Annotated in this window: 16 protein-coding genes and 2 pseudogenes; 16 read left to right on the top strand and 2 right to left on the bottom strand. The window is 63.8% G+C overall.

Translation table 11 applies throughout. The features are described from left to right. Positions 1-26: 26 nt before the first annotated feature. The 14 genes and pseudogenes from EC839_RS02150 (at position 27) to EC839_RS02210 (ending at position 17,189) form a co-directional block, all read left to right on the top strand. Positions 27-1,454, top strand: a complete 1,428-nt coding sequence (locus EC839_RS02150; RefSeq protein ID WP_132832021.1) for a flagellin — start codon at positions 27-29, stop codon at positions 1,452-1,454. Positions 1,455-1,530: 76 nt separating this feature from the next. Beyond that, positions 1,531-1,899: a flagellar protein FlaG gene (locus tag EC839_RS02155; protein WP_132832022.1), complete on the top strand. Its 369-nt coding sequence runs from the start codon at positions 1,531-1,533 to the stop codon at positions 1,897-1,899. A 62-nt stretch (positions 1,900-1,961) separates the two neighbouring features. Then, complete coding sequence (gene fliD, locus EC839_RS02160) at positions 1,962-3,407, top strand: flagellar filament capping protein FliD (protein WP_132832182.1); 1,446 nt, start codon at positions 1,962-1,964, stop codon at positions 3,405-3,407. A gap of 84 nt (positions 3,408-3,491) precedes the next feature. Then, positions 3,492-3,872 (top strand): flagellar export chaperone FliS, encoded by a 381-nt coding sequence (gene fliS, locus EC839_RS02165; RefSeq protein ID WP_058791679.1) that lies wholly within the window; start codon positions 3,492-3,494, stop codon positions 3,870-3,872. A gap of 14 nt (positions 3,873-3,886) precedes the next feature. After that, positions 3,887-4,198 (top strand): flagellar protein FliT, encoded by a 312-nt coding sequence (locus tag EC839_RS02170; protein ID WP_027598011.1) that lies wholly within the window; start codon positions 3,887-3,889, stop codon positions 4,196-4,198. Positions 4,199-4,362: 164 nt separating this feature from the next. Next, positions 4,363-5,841, top strand: a complete 1,479-nt coding sequence (locus EC839_RS02175; RefSeq protein ID WP_132832023.1) for a sigma-54 dependent transcriptional regulator — start codon at positions 4,363-4,365, stop codon at positions 5,839-5,841. 191 nt (positions 5,842-6,032) lie between these two features. Next, complete coding sequence (locus EC839_RS02180) at positions 6,033-7,232, top strand: PAS domain-containing sensor histidine kinase (RefSeq protein WP_132832024.1); 1,200 nt, start codon at positions 6,033-6,035, stop codon at positions 7,230-7,232. After that, a pseudogene (locus tag EC839_RS24825) lies at positions 7,229-7,510 on the top strand (response regulator); the annotation flags it as partial. The gene EC839_RS02180 and the pseudogene EC839_RS24825, both read left to right, overlap by 4 nt. A gap of 111 nt (positions 7,511-7,621) precedes the next feature. Beyond that, a pseudogene (locus EC839_RS02185) lies at positions 7,622-8,611 on the top strand (sigma-54 interaction domain-containing protein); the annotation flags it as partial. Positions 8,612-8,852: 241 nt separating this feature from the next. After that, entirely contained in the window at positions 8,853-10,937 is a 2,085-nt protein-coding gene (tkt, locus tag EC839_RS02190) for a transketolase (protein WP_132832026.1), read from the top strand. Beyond that, positions 10,934-13,753 (top strand): bifunctional transaldolase/phosoglucose isomerase, encoded by a 2,820-nt coding sequence (locus EC839_RS02195; protein WP_132832027.1) that lies wholly within the window; start codon positions 10,934-10,936, stop codon positions 13,751-13,753. Before tkt ends, EC839_RS02195 begins: the two co-directional genes overlap by 4 nt. 18 nt (positions 13,754-13,771) lie before the next feature. Next, complete coding sequence (gnd, locus tag EC839_RS02200) at positions 13,772-14,749, top strand: phosphogluconate dehydrogenase (NAD(+)-dependent, decarboxylating) (RefSeq protein WP_007160419.1); 978 nt, start codon at positions 13,772-13,774, stop codon at positions 14,747-14,749. Positions 14,750-14,832: 83 nt separating this feature from the next. Next, positions 14,833-16,389, top strand: coding sequence for a glucose-6-phosphate dehydrogenase (gene zwf, locus EC839_RS02205; protein WP_132832028.1), 1,557 nt, complete (start codon positions 14,833-14,835; stop codon positions 16,387-16,389). Beyond that, entirely contained in the window at positions 16,371-17,189 is an 819-nt protein-coding gene (locus EC839_RS02210; protein WP_132832029.1) for an HAD family hydrolase, read from the top strand. The genes zwf and EC839_RS02210 overlap by 19 nt, the downstream gene beginning before the upstream one ends. 211 nt (positions 17,190-17,400) lie before the next feature. Here EC839_RS02210 and EC839_RS02215 read toward each other — a convergent pair whose 3' ends face one another. After that, entirely contained in the window at positions 17,401-18,303 is a 903-nt protein-coding gene (locus EC839_RS02215; protein ID WP_132832030.1) for a LysR family transcriptional regulator, read from the bottom strand. 105 nt (positions 18,304-18,408) lie between these two features. Here EC839_RS02215 and EC839_RS02220 point away from each other — a divergent pair, with 105 nt between their 5' ends. Together EC839_RS02220 and EC839_RS02225 are read left to right on the top strand one after the other, a co-directional pair. Next, complete coding sequence (locus EC839_RS02220) at positions 18,409-19,161, top strand: SDR family NAD(P)-dependent oxidoreductase (RefSeq protein WP_132832031.1); 753 nt, start codon at positions 18,409-18,411, stop codon at positions 19,159-19,161. 27 nt (positions 19,162-19,188) lie between these two features. Then, positions 19,189-19,917: an SDR family oxidoreductase gene (locus EC839_RS02225; RefSeq protein WP_132832032.1), complete on the top strand. Its 729-nt coding sequence runs from the start codon at positions 19,189-19,191 to the stop codon at positions 19,915-19,917. Here EC839_RS02225 and EC839_RS02230 read toward each other — a convergent pair. Beyond that, a complete protein-coding gene (locus EC839_RS02230) occupies positions 19,914-20,834 on the bottom strand; it encodes a LysR family transcriptional regulator (RefSeq protein WP_132832033.1) in 921 nt (306 codons plus the stop codon). The genes EC839_RS02225 and EC839_RS02230 overlap by 4 nt on opposite strands. Between the last annotated feature and the right edge of the window lie 25 nt (positions 20,835-20,859).

Genomic DNA, 20,859 nt, shown 5'->3' on the forward strand with positions numbered 1-20,859 from the left:
ACACGGTTCTACTGGAGGACGCCACCATGGCCCTTACCGTCAATACCAACATTGCTTCCTTGAACACCCAGCGCAACCTGACCTCGTCGTCCAACTCTCTGGCGACTTCCATGCAGCGCCTGTCCACCGGTAGCCGTATCAACAGTGCCAAGGACGACGCCGCTGGTCTGCAGATCTCCAACCGTCTGACCAACCAGATCAACGGCCTGAACCAGGCGACTCGTAACGCTAACGATGGCATTTCCTTGGCGCAGACTGCTGAAGGCGCCCTTCAGCAATCGACTAACATTCTGCAGCGAATTCGCGATTTGTCTGTTCAGGCTGCCAACGGATCGAACAGCGATGCTGACCGTGCTGCTCTGCAAAAAGAAGTATCGGCTCAACAATCCGAGTTGACTCGGATTGCAGATACTACCACCTTTGGTGGCCGTAAGTTGATTGATGGGTCTTTTGGTACTTCGAGCTTCCAAGTGGGCTCTAACTCTTACGAAACTATTGATATTCGTTTGGGTAGTGCTGCGGCTTCCGATATTGGTTCATATCAGCTGGGTAGTAAGCAAGGCTCTACTAATACTGCTAAGGTAGCTACAGATCCAACTGCAGTATTCACCGCGGGAGATGTAAGTGTAGTTGGTGGTGGTCAAAAAAAGGATATCACAATTGCAGCCACGGACAGTGCTAAGAGCATAGCTGCAAAGTTTGATGGTTCTATACCTGGAATGACTGCTACCGCTAGAACTATTTTTACTGCAAGTGTTGATGCCACCAAAACCTCCAACTTTACTATTAAGGTTGGTAGTGGTGATGCAGTGAACATGGTTGGTGTTACCTCTAACAAGGATCTTGCTGATCAAATCAATTCCAATGCTGCTAAGCTTGGTTTGACTGCCAACTTGGATAAAGATAACAATCTAACTATCCAATCCAGTACTGGCGAAAGTGTACAGTTTGGTGGTGCCGATACAGCGAATGTGAGTGTTCAGGTTCAAGATGCCGACGGAAATCTCACCACTTCTGCTGCTTTGGCTGATAAGGCTACCGTAGTCGGTTATGTACAGCTAAATTCTCCTACTTCCTATGCCATGGTTGATGGGACTGGAAAGAGTGCTGAGCTTTTTGGTGCCACAAAGTCAGCACAAAAATCTGTTGCCTCGGTGGATATTTCTACCCAGGATGGGGCTCAGCGTGCCCTCTCTGTTATCGATAACGCGTTGGCAGGTATTGATTCTCAGAGAGCGGATCTGGGTGCTGTGCAAAACCGATTCACCAATACCATCGATAACCTGACCAACATCGCTGAGAACGCCACCTCTGCTCGTAGCCGTATCAAAGATACTGACTATGCCGCTGAAACTGCGAACCTGTCGAAGAACCAGGTTCTGCAACAGGCTGGTACTGCGATCCTGGCACAGGCCAAACAGCTGCCGCAGTCGGTGCTCAGCCTGCTTCAGTAAGGCCAGGCAATCGGTTAGCTAAGGCAGGGAGAAGAGGGACGCCTCTTCTCCCTTTCATCCGTTGTGAGGACAAAACATGGACATCGTCAAGACATCGGGTTTTGCCGCGGTGCCCGCCTCCGGCGCTAAGCTGGGCGGAAACGCGATAGCTGCTGTTTTGCCGCCGGAAAAATCAGCGGCGAGCGATCAAGATAACACCAAGCAGTCGTCGGCAGCTGCTAGTCAGAATGACGTGGATACTGCCGTTTCTGGATTGAAGTCGAAGCTACAGAATGATCATCGCAATCTGGATTTTAGCGTCGACGACTCTACCGGTGAGGTAGTTGTCAAGGTGATCGATGGTGAATCAGGCAAGCTTGTGAGACAGATTCCGACTGAAGAGGTATTAAGGCTGTCCAAGCAGCTCGACGACTTCCGTAGTTTGATGTTCGAAGCGAAGGCTTGACTGGCACGGATCTTGTAGCTGGGGATCAGCAACGACGAAACGTTGACGGGGAGATTGGTGATATGGCAGGTATAACAGGCATTGGCGGCTCAGGGCTTGACATCGATAACATTGTTAAGACGATGGTGTCGGCTGAAAAAGCGCCTAAACAGAATCAGCTAACAAAGACTGAAAGTACCGCCGTAGCTCAACTTACAGCGGTGGGCTCGCTCAAGGGGGCCATCAGTGAGTTTCAGAGCGCGCTATCTACACTCAATAGCCCCTCCAGTTTTTTAGCACGCTCTGTCAGTGTCTCTAAATCAGATGTGCTGACAGCAACAGCTAGCCAAAGCGCTGGTCTTGGCAGCTATCAGGTCGAGGTCAAGCAACTAGCTGCTGGCAGTAAGGTCGCTCTCGCGGCCGTAAACGCCACGGGGGTCTTTAGCAAAGGCTCCTTGAATATCAAAGTAGGGGATACCTCTATCCCTAGCATCACCATTGACTCCACCAATAACACCCTTTCAGGCGTCCGCGATGCCATCAACGCGGCAGGCAAATCTCAGGGTCTAAGCGCTACAATCGTCAGTGATACCCAGGGCGCGCGTCTGGTTCTTAGCAGTAATCAATCCGGTGATGGCAACGATATTGCCGTGTCAGTTGCAAACGATGACGGCAGCGGCAGCCAAAGTCTTTCCAAATTGGCATTCACGCCTCCTGCCAAGCCTACTGATAGCAGTGTGGCGGACCCGCCGACGCCAAGCGATCCAGCTGCCGCACGAATGTTGACTCGAGCCCAGAGTGCGCTCATGACTGTCGACGGCTTGCAGGTTTCCAGCAAGACCAACACCGTCAGTGATGCTATCGAAGGTGTCAGCTTTACCCTTAAGACAAAGACGGACAAAGACTCTCCCTTGACCGTAGGAGTGAGTCAGGACGATGCTGGGGTGAAGGGCAACGTTAAAAAGTTCGTCGATGCATACAACAAGCTGATGGGTGTCATCAAGACGCAGACAGCAGTTACATCTGTTGGCGAGAGCAGTGCCCCTATCACTGGGGCATTGGTGGGCGACGCTACCACCCGAACATTGACCAGTACGATACGTAATGAATTGGTGAATATGCAGGGCACCGGTTCAATCAAGGCTTTGGCTGACCTTGGTATCACAACCCAAAAAGATGGAACGTTAGCAATCGATGATACCAAGCTAAGCAAGAAGGTTAGTGAAAATTTCTCCGACGTGGCTAGCTTCTTTACCGGCGACAATGGTCTTGCGGCGCGAATGAAGGGCAAGCTTGACGTCTATACTCAAGCCGGCGGAATTCTGGAGCAGAGGACGTCCTCACTCAGCGATGTACGAAAGAAGGTCGCTCAGCAGCAAACGGCGCTGGATGCTCGGATGACTTCTCTTCAAGAACGCCTTTACAAACAGTACAACGCCATGGATTCGACGTATTCACAGCTGTCCAGCACCGCGTCTCAGTTGGCCTCTTCACTGGCAGCCATGCCGTTCGCGACAAAGAGCTCCTGAAGCTAGAGAAATTGCTTGGTTAAGCGTCAAGTTCTGGCTGTGACGACCGATAAATAGCTATCGGAAACACACAGAGGTTGTGACATGAACGCAATGACAGCTATGCGCCAATACCAGCAGGTCGGCCTGCAGGCGCAGGTGTTCGAAGCCAGTCCCCATCAGCTGATCCAGATGCTCATGCAAGGCGCCCTGGATCGTCTGGCCAAGGCGCAAGGTGCTCTGGAGCGCGGTTGGCTGCCGGAGAAGGGTGAGCTGATCGGCAAGGCGGTATCCATCATCGCCGGTCTGAAGGACGTCCTGGATTTCGAGCAGGGTGGCGAGATCGCCACCAACCTGGATCGTCTGTATGACTATATGATCCGCCGGCTCAGCGAAGCCAACCGCAACAATGATCCTGTTATCCTTGAAGAAGTATCCGGCCTGATCCGCGAGATCAAATCCGGCTGGGATGCCATTGCCCCCTGATCTGGAGTCGACCGATGAACGTCGCCATGCAAAAGACCCCGGTGGAACGCGTCGAGCTCGTCTATGAGCAGATGGCCGCTGCGCTCAAGGCCGGAGACTGGACGCGGATCGCCGAACTGGATCTGGATTGCCGGCTGTTCGTCGACGAAGCGATGTATGCCACGGGTGACGAGGCCGTAGCCCTGCGTGCCAGCCTCGAGCGCCTGCTGGCGCTCTATGCCTCCCTGCTGCAGAGCTGCAAGGCAGAGCGGGACGCCACCGCCCAGGAGCTGACCAAGCTCAACAAGTCGAATCAGGCCGCCAAGGTCTATCAATTGTTCGGTTGACTGTCATCTGTTGGACGGTAATTCAAAGTTTGGATATTTCGCCGCCATAAAATTGACCCCGCATCACAATTTGTCTTAACTTGCGCAAGATGCCGACCAGTTGGCACTTGGATGCAGGCGACACCTGCGCGTAGCGAACCGACAAGCCGAATTGGGGCAGGGACATGTGGCGTGAAACCAAGATCCTTCTGATCGACGATGAAGCCGAGCGACGCAAGGCGGTATCGGTCATTCTCGATTTTCTCGGCGAAGCTCACCTCGCCTGCACCAGTTCCGATTGGCAAGCTACCCTCGAAGCGCTCGACAGCAGTCGACAGGTCAGCTGCGTGCTGGTCGGTCGCGTCGACAGCCGCGGCAATAGCGTCGAGCTGCTCAAGCAGGTGGTGGCCTGGGACGAGATGGTCCCGTTGCTGCTGCTGGGCGAGTCGGCGCAACCGGAGTGGCCGGACGATGTCCGCCGCCGAGTGCTGGTCTCCCTCGAATACCCACTGGCCTACAACAAGCTGCTGGACTCCCTGCACCGCGCCCAGGTCTATCGCGAAATGTATGACCAGGCCCGGGATCGCGGACGTCAGCGCGAGCCCGAGTTGTTCCGCAGCCTGGTGGGTACCAGTCGTGCCATCCAGGGCGTGCGCAAGATGATGCAGCAGGTGGCCGATACCGAGGCTACGGTGCTCATCCTCGGCGAATCCGGCACCGGCAAGGAGGTGGTGGCGCGCAACCTGCACTTCCACTCCAAGCGTCGCGAGGCGCCTTTCGTGCCGGTCAACTGCGGCGCCATTCCGGCCGAGCTGCTGGAGAGCGAGCTGTTCGGCCACGAGAAGGGTGCCTTTACCGGCGCCATCACCAGCCGCGCCGGCCGCTTCGAACTGGCCAACACCGGCACCCTGTTCCTCGACGAGATCGGCGACATGCCGCTGCCCATGCAGGTCAAGCTGCTGCGGGTGCTGCAGGAACGGACCTACGAGCGGGTGGGCAGCAACAAGACCCAGAGCGTGGACGTGCGCATCATCGCGGCGACCCACAAGAATCTGGAGCAGATGATCGCCGCAGGCACCTTCCGCGAAGACCTCTACTACCGCCTCAACGTCTTCCCCATCGACATGGCGCCCCTGCGCGAACGGGGTGAAGACATCCCCCTGCTGATCAACGAACTGATCGCGCGAATGGAACACGAGAAGCGTGGCTCCATCCGCTTCAACTCGGCGGCGATCATGTCGCTGTGCCGCCACGAGTGGCCGGGCAACGTCCGCGAGCTGGCCAACCTGGTGGAACGCATGGCGATCATGCATCCCTATGGCGTCATCGGCGTGGCCGAGTTGCCGCTCAAGTTCCGCTACGTGGAAGACGAAGCCGATCCCATGGTGGAGTCCCTGCGCGAGGAATTGCAGGAGCGCGAGGCCATGGCCGGGATCGGAACGGTCGAGGTGTCGTCCTCGGCGCTGTTGCCCAGCGAAGGCCTGGATCTCAAGGACTACCTGGCCAACCTGGAAAAGAGCTTTATCCAGCAGGCGCTGGACGATGCCGGTGGCGTCGTGGCGCGTGCCGCGGAGCGACTGCGGATCCGCCGGACCACCCTGGTCGAGAAGATGCGCAAGTACGGCATGGGCCGTCGCGACGACGAGTTCGACGAAGAGATCTAGCGCACCTTCAGCGGTGCCGAGCGTATCGGAGTAGGGTGGATGACGGCGCAGCCTCATCCACCTTTTATTTTGTAGTGCTGCAAGTGGAAAAGGCTGCGCCGTTTTCCACGCTACGGCGCTTTTGGCGCCAGGGCGGCATGGGTCTTGCTCCAGCCTGGACAATGTCAATTGTCCGTCGCGAGCCCCAGCCGATGCCTGCGCAAGCTCTTTCTTCCGCTGTCCCTGCCGACGCTGCCGTGGAGGCTTCCGCCTCCGCGCAGGCCCGTGAAGCCCTGGGGCAGATGTCGCGCCAGCTGAGCGAATCCTTCCAGTTGCTCGAAGCCCGGATGAATTCGCTGCAGGGCGAACTGGAGTGGGTGTCTGCCCAACGTCTGCAGGAGCTGGCGGAAAAGGAGCGCCTGGCCAGCCGGCTGCAGAATCTCCTCGACGTCCTGCCCGCCGGCATCGTGGTGCTGGACGGCGCCGGTCGTGTGCGCGACGCCAATCCAGTCGCCACCGCCCTGCTCGGCGAGCCCCTGGCAGGCGAGCTGTGGCGTACGGTGATCGCCCGAGCCTTTGCCCCGCGCCATGACGATGGCCATGAAGTATCCCTGCACGATGGTCGACGGATATCCATCGCAACCCGCTCCCTGGATGGCGAGCCGGGGCAACTGGTGCTGCTCAACGACCTCACCGAAACCCGCCATCTGCAGGGCGAACTGGCACGGCATGAGCGGCTGTCGGCGCTGGGGCGGACCATGGCCTCGCTGGCCCATCAGATCCGTACCCCGCTGACCGCGGCGCTGCTCTATGCCAGCCATCTGGAGGAGGGTGGCCTGGCCCTGGCGCAGCAACAGCGTTTCGCCAGCCGGCTCAAGGAGCGGCTGCACGAACTGGAAAATCAGGTTCGCGACATGCTGGTATTCGCTCGCGGCGAATTGCCCCTGGCGGATCGATTGACCCCCAGCGCGCTGTTCACTGCCTTGCGCGAGGCAGCGATCCCTCATCTCGGCGACTGCCCCGTGCGTTGGCAACTCGATGCCCAGGGCGGGCTGCTCGCCTGCAACCGCGACATGCTGGTGGGCGCCGCCCTGAACCTCATCCACAACGCCCTGCAGGCCATGGCGGGCAGCGCTGGCTCGGCGCGACTCAAGGTGCATCTCCATCGCCGTGACGGCGAGTTGCGCCTGGCGATCAGCGACAGCGGTCCCGGCATTCCGCTGGCGGTCCAGCAGCGCCTGGGCGAACCCTTTCTCAGCACCAAGACCACCGGTACCGGCCTCGGCCTGCCGGTCGCCCTGGCGATGGCCAAGGCCCATGGCGGCCGACTGACCGTGCGCTCGCGGTCGGGGCGTGGCACGGTGGTGACCTTCATCCTGCCGCTGCTGGCGCGCGAGGAGACCTCGGCATGACCCTGCCCATCCTGCTGGTGGAAGACGACCGCGCCCTGCGCGAAGCCCTGGCCGATACCCTGGCGCTCGGCGGTTACCGCTATCGCGCCGTGGACAGCGGCGAGGCGGCGTTGCTGGCGCTGGCTGAGGAGCCCTTCGCCCTGGTGATCAGCGACGTCAACATGCCGGGCATCGACGGTCATCAATTGCTGGCCAGTATCCGGCTGCGCGATCCGGCGTTGCCAGTGCTGCTGATGACCGCCTTCGGCAGCATCGAACGCGCCGTCGAGGCCATGCGCGGCGGGGCGGCGGACTACCTGGTCAAGCCCTTCGAGCCGCGCTTGCTGCTGGATACCCTGGCGCGCTGCTGCCCCCAGGCACGTCGTGCGCCCGGTGCACGTCAGCCGGTGGCGGCCGATCCCCAGAGTCGGCAACTGTTGGAACTGGCCAGCCGGGTCGCCCGGAGCGAGGCCACGGTGCTCATCACCGGCGAATCGGGCACCGGCAAGGAGGTGCTGGCGCGCTTCATCCACGATCAATCGGCGCGGGCGGATGGCCCTTTCGTGGCGGTCAATTGCGCGGCTATCCCCGATCACCTGCTGGAGGCCATCCTCTTCGGTCACGAGAAGGGCGCCTTCACCGGCGCCATCGCCGCCCAGCCGGGCAAGTTCGAACTGGCCCAGGGCGGTACCCTGCTCCTGGACGAGATCTCCGAGATGCCACTGGGGCTGCAGGCCAAGCTGCTGCGGGTCCTGCAGGAGCGCGAGGTGGAGCGGGTCGGGGCGCGCAAACCGCTGGCGCTGGACATCCGCGTGCTGGCCACCAGCAACCGCAAGCTGGCGGAGGAGGTGGCTGCCGGGCGCTTTCGTGAAGACCTCTTCTATCGCCTGTCGGTCTTTCCGCTGGCCTGGCTGCCACTGCGCGAACGACCGGCCGACATCGTGCCCCTGGCCGAACGGCTGCTGGCGGTCCAGGCCGCGCGGATGAATCGTCCGGTACCGGTCCTGAGCGCCGCCGCGCGCCAGGCCCTGGCCGAGCATCCCTGGCCGGGCAATGTGCGCGAACTCGACAACGCCATGCAGCGGGCGCTGATCCTGCAACCGGGCTACCAGCTCCAGGCCGAGGATTTCGGATTGCACTGGCTGGCGACCGGTGTCTTCCAGACGCCTGCTGCAGCGCCCGTGCCGACGTCGGGCGTGGCCGATGCTACGCGCCCGCTGGACGCCGATCTGCGCGATCGGGAATTCCAGGTGATTCTCGATACCCTCAAGGCGGAACGCGGTCGGCGCAAGGAGACCGCCGAACGCCTGGGCATCAGTGCCCGCACCCTCAGGTACAAGCTGGCGCAGATGCGCGATGCCGGGCTGGACGTGGAGCAGGAACTGCTCGCCGGTTGCTGAGCGCACAAGTCGATAGCCGGCTATCTACCAAGAGGGAACCAACCGTCTAAGGCGCTGTTCTAGAGAAAGGATCGCGACTGCGGCGTGGGGTCGCAGAGGAAGCTCGCCCCCGCCGTTCCGGACCCTGTCCGGCCGCTTTGCTTTCTTCTCCTAGGCGCTGCCTTTGCTGAAAACGGTTTCATGGACGGTGCTTGCCGTTTTTGCCGCGGGTGGCGCGCCTGCCAGCACGAGGACGCTTGCCATGGGTTCCACCGCACCTTCCAGCTCCAACGCCGACCTATTGACCATCAATACCATCCGGACCCTGTCCATGGATGCGGTACAGAAGGCCAACTCGGGCCACCCTGGTACGCCGATGGCCCTGGCCCCGGTCGGCCACACGCTGTGGAGCCGCTTCCTGCGTTATCACCCCGAGCACCCGGACTGGCCCAACCGCGACCGTTTCGTGCTGTCGGTGGGCCATGCCTCCATGCTGCTCTATTCGCTGCTGCACCTGGCTGGGGTCAAGGAGATCGACGAGCACGGCACCGCCACCGGCAAGGAAGCGGTCAGCCTCGACGACATCAAGCAATTCCGCCAGCTGGACTCCAAGACCCCGGGTCACCCCGAGTACCGCATGACCACCGGCATCGAGACCACCACAGGTCCGCTGGGGCAGGGCTGCGGCAACAGTGTCGGCATGGCGCTGGCGCAGAAGTGGCTGGCGGCGCGTTTTAATCAGCCAGGCGTGACCCTGTTCGACTATGACGTCTATGTCCTCTGCGGCGACGGCGACATGATGGAAGGGGTCACTGGCGAGGCGGCGTCCATGGCCGGCCACCTGGGTCTGGACAACCTCTGCTGGATCTACGACAACAACACCATCAGCATCGAAGGCCACACCGAGCTGGCCTTCAGCGAAGACGTGGCCGAGCGCTTCCGTGGCTATGGCTGGCACACCCTGCACGTCAAGGATGCCAACGACACCGAAGCCCTGGCCGCCGCCCTGCATAGATTCAAGGGCAACACCGGCAAGCCGACCCTGATCGTGGTCGACAGCCTGATCGGCTATGGCGCACCCAACAAGCAGAATACCGCAGCGGCCCACGGCGAGCCGCTGGGCGCGGACGAGATCAAGCTGGCGAAGAAAGCCTATGGTTGGCCGGAAGATGCCGACTTCCTGGTGCCCGACGAAGCCCGTCATCACCTGCGGGATGCCCTGCTGGAACGGGCCAGTGGTCTCTACGAAGACTGGAATCGCGCCTTCGACCGCCTGCGCCAGGACGATCCGCGCCGTGCCGACGAGCTCCAGCGCATGCGCGCCGGCGAGATGCCCGAGGGCTGGGACGCCAAGCTGCCCAGCTTCGACGCCGACGCCAAGGGCGTGGCCTCCCGCGAGTCCGGCGGCAAGGCGCTCAATGCCTTCGCCGAGCAGATCCCCTGGCTGGTCGGGGGGGCCGCGGACCTGGCGCCGTCCACCAAGACCAACCTCAAGTTCGACGGCGCCGGCAGCTTTTCCGCGCGGGAGCCTGCGGGGCGCAACATGCATTTCGGCATCCGCGAGCATGCCATGGGCTCCATCGCCAACGGCATGGCGCTCTGCTACCTGCGCAGCTTCACCGCCACCTTCCTGGTGTTCAGCGACTACATGAAGCCGCCGATCCGGCTGGCGTCCATCATGGAGCTGCCCGTGGTGTTCGTCTTCACCCACGACTCCATCGGCGTCGGCGAAGACGGCCCGACCCACCAACCCATCGAGCACCTGGCGCAACTGCGCGCCACGCCGGGTCTGCTGACCCTGCGTCCGGGCGATGCCAACGAGGCCGTGCAGGCTTGGAAGATCGCCCTGCAGCAGACCAACAGACCCTCCTGCATGGTGCTGTCGCGCCAGCCGCTGCCCACCCTGGATCGTTCGAAGTACGCGAGTGCCGAAGGCGTGGCTCAGGGTGCCTACGTGGTGGCCGAGGCCGAGGGCGGTAAGCCTGAGGTCATCCTCATGGCCACGGGTAGCGAACTGGGCCTGGCGATGCAGGCCTATGAGCAGCTCAAGGGCGAAGGGGTGAAAGCGCGGGTCGTGTCCATGCCCTGCTGGGAACTGTTCGAAGAGCAGGACGAAGCCTACAAGCAGTCCGTGCTGCCCGACGAGGTACTGGGCCGGGTCGCCATCGAGCAGGCCGGTCCCCTCGGTTGGGAGCGCTATATCGGTCGCAAGGGCGCCTCGGTGACCATGAGCACCTTCGGGGCCTCGGCGCCCATCGGCAAGCTGCAGGCCAAATATGGCTACACCGTGGAAAACGTGGTCAAGCTGGCCAAGGAGCAGGCGCAACGTCAAGGGAGCGCCCAATGAGCAATCCACTCAAACAGCTGACGGAGCAGGGCCAGGCGGTCTGGCTCGACTTCGTCAGCCGCGAGTTCCTCGCCAAGGGTGAACTGCAGAAGCTGATCGAGCGTGACGGCCTGACCGGCGTCACCTCCAACCCGTCGATCTTCGAGAAGGCGATGGGGCACGGCAGCGACTACGACGCCAGCCTGGCGGCCTTTCTGGAAAAGGCCGATGCCGAGCCGGTGGATGTCTACGAGCATCTGGCGATCGAGGACATCCAGCAGGCCGCCGATATCCTGCGACCAGTCTACGATCGCCTCGAAGGCCGCGATGGCTACGTGAGCCTCGAGGTCTCGCCCTATCTGGCGCTGGATACCCGTGCCACCTTGGAAGAGGCGCGTCGCCTCTGGCAAGCCGTGAACCGACCCAACCTCATGGTCAAGGTGCCGGGTACGCCCGAGGGTGCCGTGGCCATCCGCAAACTGATCGAGGAGGGGATCAACGTCAACGTGACCCTGCTGTTCGATCGCAACGCCTACATGGCGGTGGCGGAGGCCTATATCGCCGGTCTGGAAGCGCGGTTGCATCGTGGCGAGGACATTTCCCGCCTCGCCAGCGTAGCCAGCTTCTTCATCAGCCGGGTCGATGGCGTGCTGGACAAGCTGATCGACGAGCGCAAGGGCGAGGACGCCGAGCTGGGCGAGTTGCGTGGCAAGGTCGCCATCGCCAACGCGAAGTTGGCCTACCAGGATTACCTGCGGCTGATCCAGTCGCCGCGCTGGAAGGTCCTGGAAGCCAAGGGTGCGCGCCCGCAGCGTCTGCTGTGGGCTTCCACCGGCTCCAAGGATCCGGCCTATCCCGACACCCTCTATGTCGACCAGTTGATCGGCCCGGATACCGTCAATACCATGCCGCCCAAGACCATGGATGCCTTCCGTGACCATGGCACGGCGGCCCCCATGCTGAGCACCGATATCGAAGCCGCGCAGCGCGTGGTGGATGCGACCGTCCGTTTCGGGCTGGACCTGGATGGCGTGGCCAAGCGGCTGGTCAAGGACGGTGCCCGCCAGTTCGAGGACGCCGCCGATGCGCTGTTGGGCGCTGTTGGCCAGAAGCGTCTCGACTTCCTGGGTGAGCGCCTGAATACCGCAGACTATCGCCTGCCGGATGCCTTGAGTGAAGCAGTGGAAAAGCGTCTCGACGAGGCGCGTACCGAGGGCTGGTCGCGCCGCCTCTGGCAGGGCGATGCCTCGCTCTGGACCGGTCGCGACGAAGACCAGTGGGTCGGCTGGCTAGCCGCGGCCCAGGGGCGGCAGGCTGATCCCAAGGCCTTGGCAGCCCTGGCTGACGCTGCCCGCCAGGAAGGCCTGGATACGGTGGTGCTGCTGGGCATGGGCGGTTCGAGCCTGGGTCCGGAAGTGCTGGCCAGTACCTTGGGCACCGCGACGGGCGGTCTTACGCTCAAGGTGCTGGACTCCACCGATCCGGCGCAGATCGTCGCCCTGGAAGAGCAACTGGACCTGCACCGGACGCTGTTCCTGGTATCGAGTAAATCCGGCTCGACCCTGGAGCCGGAAATCCTGCGTGCCTACTTCCACAAGGCCGTCGAGCAGGCGCTGGGTGCGGAAGAGGCCCAGCGACGTTTCGTCGCCATCACCGACCCAGGGTCCAAGCTGGAAGCCAGCGCCACTGCCGAGGGCTACCGCGCTATCTTCCAGGGCGATCCCCATATCGGTGGCCGCTATTCGGTACTGTCGGTATTCGGCATGGTGCCCCTGGCGCTGCTCGGGCATTCGGTGGCCGATTTCTTCCAGGTGACCCAGCCCATGGTGCTGGCCTGCAGCCCCAGTGCGCCGCCGGCCATCAATCCTGGCATCCGCCTGGGCGTGGTCCTGGGCGAGGCGGTGCGTGCTGGACGGGACAAGGTCACCCTGATCGCCTCGCCAGGTGTCGCCAGCCTGGGCGCCTGGCTGGAGCAGCTGCTCGCCGAGAGCACCGGCAAGCAGGGCAAGGGCATCATCCCGGTGGACCTGGAGCCACTTGGGGAGCCAGCCGTCTATGGGGCGGATCGAGTGTTCGTCAGCCTGGTGCTGGCGGGCGAAGAAGACGCCGAGCGCGACCGTCGCCTGCAGGCCCTGGCCGCAGCGGGACATCCGGTGGTGGACATCCGTCTCGCCCGTGCCGAACTGATCGGTCAGGAATTCTTCCGCTGGGAGGTGGCGACCGAGGTGGCCGGTGCCGTCATCGGCATCAATCCCTTCGATCAGCCCGACGTGGAAGCCAGCAAGATCAAGACCCGCGCCCTCACTGACGGCTACGAGCGCGAAGGACGTCTGGCCGGCGACGAGCCGCTGCTGGAGGAGGGGACCCTGACTCTGTTCGGCGATGCCGACCTGCAGGGGCAGGATACTGCCCGCGCGGCGATCAAGGCGCACCTGGCGCGCCTGCAGCCCGGTGATTATCTCGCCGTGCTGGCCTATCTCGAGCGCAATGCCGTGCACGAGGAGGCCTTGAGCGCCATGCGTGATAGCATTCGCGACAGCAAGCGCGTAGCGACCGTCGGCGGCTTCGGCCCCCGCTTTCTGCACTCCACCGGACAGGCCTACAAGGGCGGTCCGAACTCGGGTGTGTTCATCCAGATTACCGCCGATGCCCAGAACGACCTGGATATTCCAGGGCGGAGCCTGAGCTTTGGTGTCGTCGAGGCCGCCCAGGCCAAGGGCGACCTCGAGGTGCTGGCCGAACGGGGACGGCGCTATCTGCGCGTGCATATCAAGGGCGGCGACATCGACGCCGGCCTGCAACAAATCGTCGAACTGGTCGAGGCGGCGGTCGCCTGACCTCAAGGAGTCATCAGCATGCAATTGGGAATCATCGGACTGGGCCGCATGGGCGGCAACATCGCACGGCGTTTGATGAAGCATGGGCATGAAGTCGCGGTCTATGACCGCAGTGCCGAAACCGTGGCCGGCCTCGGCAAGGAAGGCGCCGTCACCGCCGACAGCCTGGACGGTGTCATCGCCGCCCTGGCACAGCCGCGGGCCATCTGGGTCATGCTGCCGGCCGGCGAGCCGACCGAGCAGACCATCGCCGAGCTGGCCGACCGCCTGGCTCCCGGCGACGTCATCATCGATGGTGGCAACACCTACTACAAGGACGACATCCGTCGCGCCAAGACCCTGGCCGAGAAGGGCATCGACTATGTCGACGTCGGCACCTCCGGTGGCGTCTGGGGCCTGGAGCGCGGCTACTGCATGATGATCGGTGGCAAGTCCGAAGCCGTCGAGCGTCTGGAGCCGATCTTCGAAGCCCTGGCCCCCGGCTACGGCAGCATTGAGCGTACCCGTGGCCGCAACGCCCCGGACGAGCGTGCCGAGCGCGGTTTCATCTTTACCGGTCCGGCCGGTTCGGGTCACTTCGTCAAGATGGTGCACAACGGCATCGAGTACGGCCTGATGCAGGCCTATGCCGAGGGCTTCGACATCCTCAAGATGAAGAACAGCGACAAGCTGCCAGAAGACGAGCGTTTCGACCTGGATCTCGCCGACATCGCCGAGGTCTGGCGCCGGGGCAGCGTGGTGTCCTCCTGGCTGCTGGACCTGACCGCCCAGGCGCTGGCCGGTGACGTCGCCCTGGAGAAATTCTCCGGCTCCGTGGCCGACAGCGGCGAAGGTCGCTGGACCATCGAGGCGGCTATCGAGGAAGCGGTACCGGTCAACGTCCTGTCCGCCGCTCTCTATGCGCGTTTCCGCTCCCGCCAGCAAGCGACCTACGCCGACAAGCTGCTGTCGGCCATGCGCTTCGGCTTTGGCGGCCACGTCGAAATCCCGCAATAAAACCCCGGCCGTTCCCCTGTGGAGCGGCCACGGGCCGCGTCCCGGGGGACGGCATCAGCCGCCCTCGCGGATAAGGCCCTGTCATGACCGATTCTCCTGCCGTCACCCCCAGCACCGCCGCTCAGGAGCGCCGCTCCTGCACCAAGGCGCCCACCGCGCCGCCGGCCACGCTCTTTCTGTTCGGCGCCAATGGCGACCTGGTCAAGCGACTGCTGATCCCCTCGCTGTATAACCTCCTGCGTGACGGTCTGCTCGACGACCGCACCCAGATCATCGGCGTCGACCACAATCCCAACACCGACGAAGGCTTCGCCGACCGGCTGGAAACCTTCATCCGCGACCAGGCCGAAGCCAAGGGCAAGTCCCGGGACGAGGCGCTGGATGCTGATCTCTGGGGCCAATTGCGCGGGCGCATCCGCTATCTGCAGGGCGACTTCCTCGAAGACGCCACCTACCAGGCGGTGGGCGAGCGCATCGCCCAGGCCGACACCGACAACGCCGTCTTCTACCTGGCCACCGCCGCGCGTTTCTTTGGCGACGTCGCCGAGCGCCTGGGCAAGGCCGGACTGCTGGAAGAGCGCGAAGACGCCTACCGCCGGCTGGTGGTGGAAAAGCCCTTTGGCGCCGACCTGGCCAGCGCCCAGGCGCTCAACCAGCGCCTGCTGGCGAACATGGACGAAAAGCAGATCTATCGGATCGACCACTACCTGGGCAAAGAGACGGTGCAGAACATCCTGGTCAGCCGGTTCTCCAACGCCCTGTTCGAGTCGTTCTGGAACAACCACTACATCGACCATGTGCAGATCACCGCGGCCGAGACCGTGGGCGTGGAGTCGCGTGGCGATTTCTACGAGAAGACCGGCACCCTGAGGGACATGGTGCCCAACCATCTGTTCCAGCTGCTGGCCATGGTCGCCATGGAGCCGCCGGCGTCCTTCAATGCCACCTCGGTGCGTGACGAGAAGGCCAAGGTGGTCGGCGCCATTCGCCCCCAGACCACCGAAGAGGCCCTGGCCAATTCGGTGCGTGGCCAGTACGCCGCCGGAACGATGAACAGCAAGCCCGTCAAAGGCTATCGCGAGGAAGAGCGGGTCGATCCCGAGAGCCGGACCGAGACCTATGTGGCGCTCAAGCTGTTCGTCGACAACTGGCGCTGGGCCGGGGTGCCTTTCTACCTGCGCACCGGCAAGCGGCTGACCGCGCGCGATACCGAGATCGCCATCTGCTTCAAGCATGCGCCCTATGCCCAATTCCGCGACACCAAGATCGACCGCATGCGGCCCAACTACCTGATCATCCAGATCCAGCCCGACGAAGGCATGTGGTTCGACTTCCACGCCAAGCGCCCGGGACCCCTGGTGGAACTGGAGAACATCCGCATGGGCTTCGCCTACAGCGACTTCTTCGAGATGCAGCCCTCCACCGGCTACGAAACCCTGATCTACGATTCCCTGATCGGTGACCAGACGCTGTTCCAGCGCGCCGACAACATCGAGAACGGCTGGCGCGCCGTGCAACCCTTCCTCGACGCCTGGCAACAGGGCGGCGCGGTGGAAAGCTACGCCGCGGGCAGTGCCGGTCCCGCCGGTGCCGATGAACTCCTGCAGAAGGACGGCCGCTCATGGCATCCGCTGACCTGATCCCCATCGACCTGCTGGTGTCGGATATCGACGGCACCCTGGTGCGTGACGACAAGAGCTTGAGCGAGGCGGTGATTGCCGCGGTCAAGCGCCTGCAGGCGGCCGGCAAGGCCATTACCCTGGTCAGCAGCCGCCCGCCGCGGGCGCTGCTGCCGCTGGTGCGCCAACTGGGCATTCACCAGGCGGTGGCCGGTTTCAATGGCGGCAATCTGGTGGAAGCGGACGGCACCCTGATTCGCGCCCATCGCCTGGCCGAGCAGGTGACGCGCCAGGTGCTGGAGCGCCTGGACCGCGAGGCGTTCGAGGTCTGGCTGTTCGCCGACGACCTCTGGCTGACGCGCGACGGGGAGGGGCCCTATGTCCCCCGCGAGACCCGGGCACTGGGCTATGGACCGACCGTGGTGGATTCCTTCGAACCCTATCTGGATCGCGTCGACAAGATCGTCGCCGCCGGCGGTGATCACGCCGGCCTCGAAGCCCTGGAGGGCGAGTTGGGTGAGCGGTTGGGGGAGGGCGCCACGGTGCTGCGCTCTCAGCTCTATTACCTGGACATCACCCACCCCAAGGCCAACAAGGGCGACGCCCTGATCGAGCTGGCCCAGGCCGCGGGCGTACCCGTGGCGCGCACCGCGGCCATCGGCGATGGCAGCAACGACGTCCCCATGTTCCGCCAGGCGGGCCTCGCCATCGCCATGGGCCAGGCCGGGGCAGCGGTGCGCGAAGCGGCCGACCGGGTGACGGCCAGCAACCAGGAAGATGGTCTGGCCCAGGCCATCGATCAATGGATCCTGGGGAGTTGATGACTGGTTGCTGAGGTTGGGCTTCGCTGCGCTCAACCCAACCTGCAGGACGCCTAGGTTGGGTTGAGGTGACTCCACCGCCGAAGCCCAACAAGGGTGGCCTTCGCTCCAGGTGGAAAAGGCTGCGCCGTTTTCCACGCTACGCAGGGTCAGGCGAGCGCCCCCTCTCCCTCCGGAAGAGGGTCGGGGTGAGGGCTGCCCAAACCCCGCGCTACCTCTCGTTCTGCTCCCGAAAACTCCGCACATGCTCCACCAGCGCCCTCAGCTTCGGCGCCAGGTTGTGGCGGTTCGGATAGTAGAGGTAGAAGCCAGGAAAGGGCGGCAGATAGTCTTCCAGCACCCGCTCCAGTTCGCCACGCGCCAGATAGGGCCGGAAGGTGTCCTCCATGCCAAAGGTGATGCCGCCGCCGGCCAGGGCGGTGCGCACCATCAGCAGCATGTCGTTGGTGGTGATCCGCGGCGAAACGGCCACGTCGAAGGCGCGACCGTCCTCGCTGAATTCCCAGCGCCAGGGCGCCACCTCCGGAGCCGGACGCCAGCCGATGCAGCGGTGATCCGCCAGGTCGCGCGGGTGCCGGGGCCGGCCATGGCGGGCGAAGTAGACCGGGGTCGCCACGGCCACCTCGCGCTGCGCCCCGGTCACCGGGATGGCGATCATGTCCTGCTCGATCACCTCGCCCAACCGCACGCCGGCATCGAAACCGCGCGCGACGATATCGAATTCCTCGTCGGTGACGGTGATGTCCAGAGTCACCTCCGGATAGGCATCGACGAAGCTGGCCAGCAGCGGTCCGTCCAGAAAGCGCTCGGCGATGGAGGTGACCGCGACCCGCAACACTCCGCGCGGTGGGCCGGCGTGACTGGTGTCTTCCAGCGCGCCCAGCAGCCCGGCCAGGGGCCCGGCGACCTGCCGCTGCAGGCGTTCGCCAGCCTCGGTGAGACGCACGCTGCGGGTGGTGCGCTGCACCAGCGAGCTGCCCAGTTCGTCTTCCAGACGGCGAATGGCCTGGCTGACCGCAGAGCGACTGACGCCCAGGCGATCGGCCGCCACGCGAAAATTCTCGGCGGTGGCCACCACGGTGAAGACCTTGAGCAGATTCAGATCGGTAGGCATTGGTAAGTATGGCTAACCATGGCAGTCAGAGCGGTGGGAGTTATCACGACAATGGCCTCTCGCTAAGGTGGTGGCAAGTCTTATCGCCACCCGCAGGAGTTCATCATGAGTCCTTTCGCAACGTCCTACGATCTCTCCGGCAAGGTCGCGCTGGTCACCGGTGCGGGCCGCGGCATCGGCCTCGCCACCGCCGAGCTGCTGCGCAGCCGCGGCGCCTGCGTCGTCGCCAGCGATCTGTCCGAGTCGGTGCTGCAACTGGCCGACGACGACGTCCTGGCCCTGACCGGTGACGTTGCCGACGAGGCCTTCGCCGAACAGTCGGTGTCGGCGGCCCTGGCACGGTTCGGTCGCCTCGACATCCTGGTCGCCAATGCCGGCCGTACCCTCAATCAGCCCCTGGACACCACCGAACTCGCCGACTACGAACGGATCCAGCAGGGCAATGCCCGGGGGGTCTTTCTCGCCGCCCGCGCGGCCCTGGCCCCGATGCGCGAGGCCGGCGGGGGCGCCATGGTGGCGGTGTCCTCGGTATCGGCTCGGGTCGGCTTCGCCACCCAGGCCGCCTATGCCGCGTCCAAGGCAGCTGCCGCCCAGCTCATGCGCGTGGTCGCGGTGGAGCAGGGATGTCATGGCATTCGCGCCAATGCCGTACTGCCTGGGGTAATCGACACCGACATCCTGGATGGCATAGCCGACGACGGCCGGACGCTGCTGCGCAGCTACGGCCCGGCGCATCCGCTCGGCCGCATCGGCCAACCGGAGGAGGTGGCCGAGGTCATCGCCTTTCTCGTCTCGCCCGCGGCGAGCTTCATCACCGGCGCCGAGGTGCTGGTGGACGGCGGCTATACCGCTCAGTGATCCCCAACCCCGCAAGAGGAACATCTCATGGCTATCGACAAGGTCGTACTCGTCACCGGCGCCTCCAGTGGCATAGGCGCGGGCATCGCGCGCGAACTGGGCGCGGCCGGCTGCAAGCTCCTGCTCGGCGCGCGCCGCAGCGAACGGCTGGAGGCCTTGGCGGCCGAGATCAACGCCACGGGCGGCGAGGCCGCCTGTCGTCGGCTGGACGTCACCGACAGCGCCGACGTGGCCGCCTTCGCCCAGGCCGCGCGCGAACGCTGGGGCCGGGTGGACGTCATCGTCAACAACGCCGGCATCATGCCGCTGTCGCCCCTGGCTTCGCTCAAGACCGAAGAGTGGATGCAGATGGTCGACGTCAACATCAAGGGCGTGCTCAACGGCATCGCCGCGGTGCTGCCGGAATTCACCGCCCGCGGCGCCGGGCACATCATCAACCTGGGCTCCATCGGCGCCCTGTCGGTGGTACCCACGGCGGCGGTCTATTGCGCCACCAAGCACGCGGTGCGGGCGATCTCCGAGGGACTGCGCCAGGAGCGCGACGATCTGCGGGTCACCTGCATCCATCCGGGCGTGGTGGAAAGCGAGCTGGCGTCCACCATCACCGATCCGGCCGCCCAGGCGATGATGGACAGCTACCGCGCGATCGCCCTGCAACCCGATGCCATTGGTCGCGCGGTGCGCTACGCCATCGAGCAGCCGGACGACGTGGACGTCAACGAGATCGTCGTCCGCCCGACCCGCAGCGCCAACTAGACCGTTTCGGCCAGGGCTTCGAGAAAGCGTTCCAGCACCAGATTCGGTCGTCGACCCTTGCGGGTGACGGCGGCCAGGGTGGTGTCGAAATGGAAGCGCTCGGGATTCAGAGCGCGTAGCTGGCCCTGCACCACCCAGGGCTGGGCGACGTGGTCGGGCAGGTAGCCGATGTAGCAGCCGGTGAGGATGAGAAAGGCCACGCCTTCGCGATCCGAGGCCCGCGCCGTGCAATTCAGCGCGGCATGGCGCTCATGGCCGTCCTGGTTGAGCAGATGGTTGGGGCCGACAGCGTCCTGGGCGGCCAGGAGGTCTTCGTCCAGCGCCGCGTCGGCCACCGCGAACAGCGGATGGCTGCGGCTGCAATAGAGCAAGGCGCGCTCTTCATAAAGCGGCAGGTAGTCCAGCCCGGCCAGGGCATTGATCAGCGGCAGCACGCCCAGGTGCAGATGGCCATCGAGCACGCCGGTCTCGATCTCGCCGGGCAGGGTCATGCCGATGTTGACCACCACATCCGGCGCGGCGCGCTTGAGCGCGGCCAGGGCATGGGTGATGCGCATGCGCGGCTGGGTCACCAGGTTGTTGATGATGCCCAGGTTCAGCTGGCCACGCAGGTGCTGGTGCAGCTGGTTGACCTCGCTGCGAAAGCCTTCCAGGGCGGCGAACAGCGACTGGCTGGCCTTGAGCACCTCGCGGCCTTCGTCGGTCAGGGAGAAACCGGCGCGCCCGCGCTGGCAGAGGCGCATGCCCAGGCGCTTTTCCAGATCGTTCATGTGCAGGCTGATGGCCGATCGGGTGATGCCCAGCCGGCCTTCGGCGGCGGTGAAGCTGCCGCATTCCACCACGGTCTTGAACAGTCGCAGCAGGCGGATCTCGAAATCGCCGACCTGGGCGAGCAGGGCCTTGCGCGTCGTCTTCATGGCTGCCACCGCAAATGCGGGACAG

The organism is Pseudomonas sp. JUb52 (assembly GCF_004341115.1).
Taxonomy (GTDB): domain Bacteria; phylum Pseudomonadota; class Gammaproteobacteria; order Pseudomonadales; family Pseudomonadaceae; genus Chryseomonas; species Chryseomonas oryzihabitans.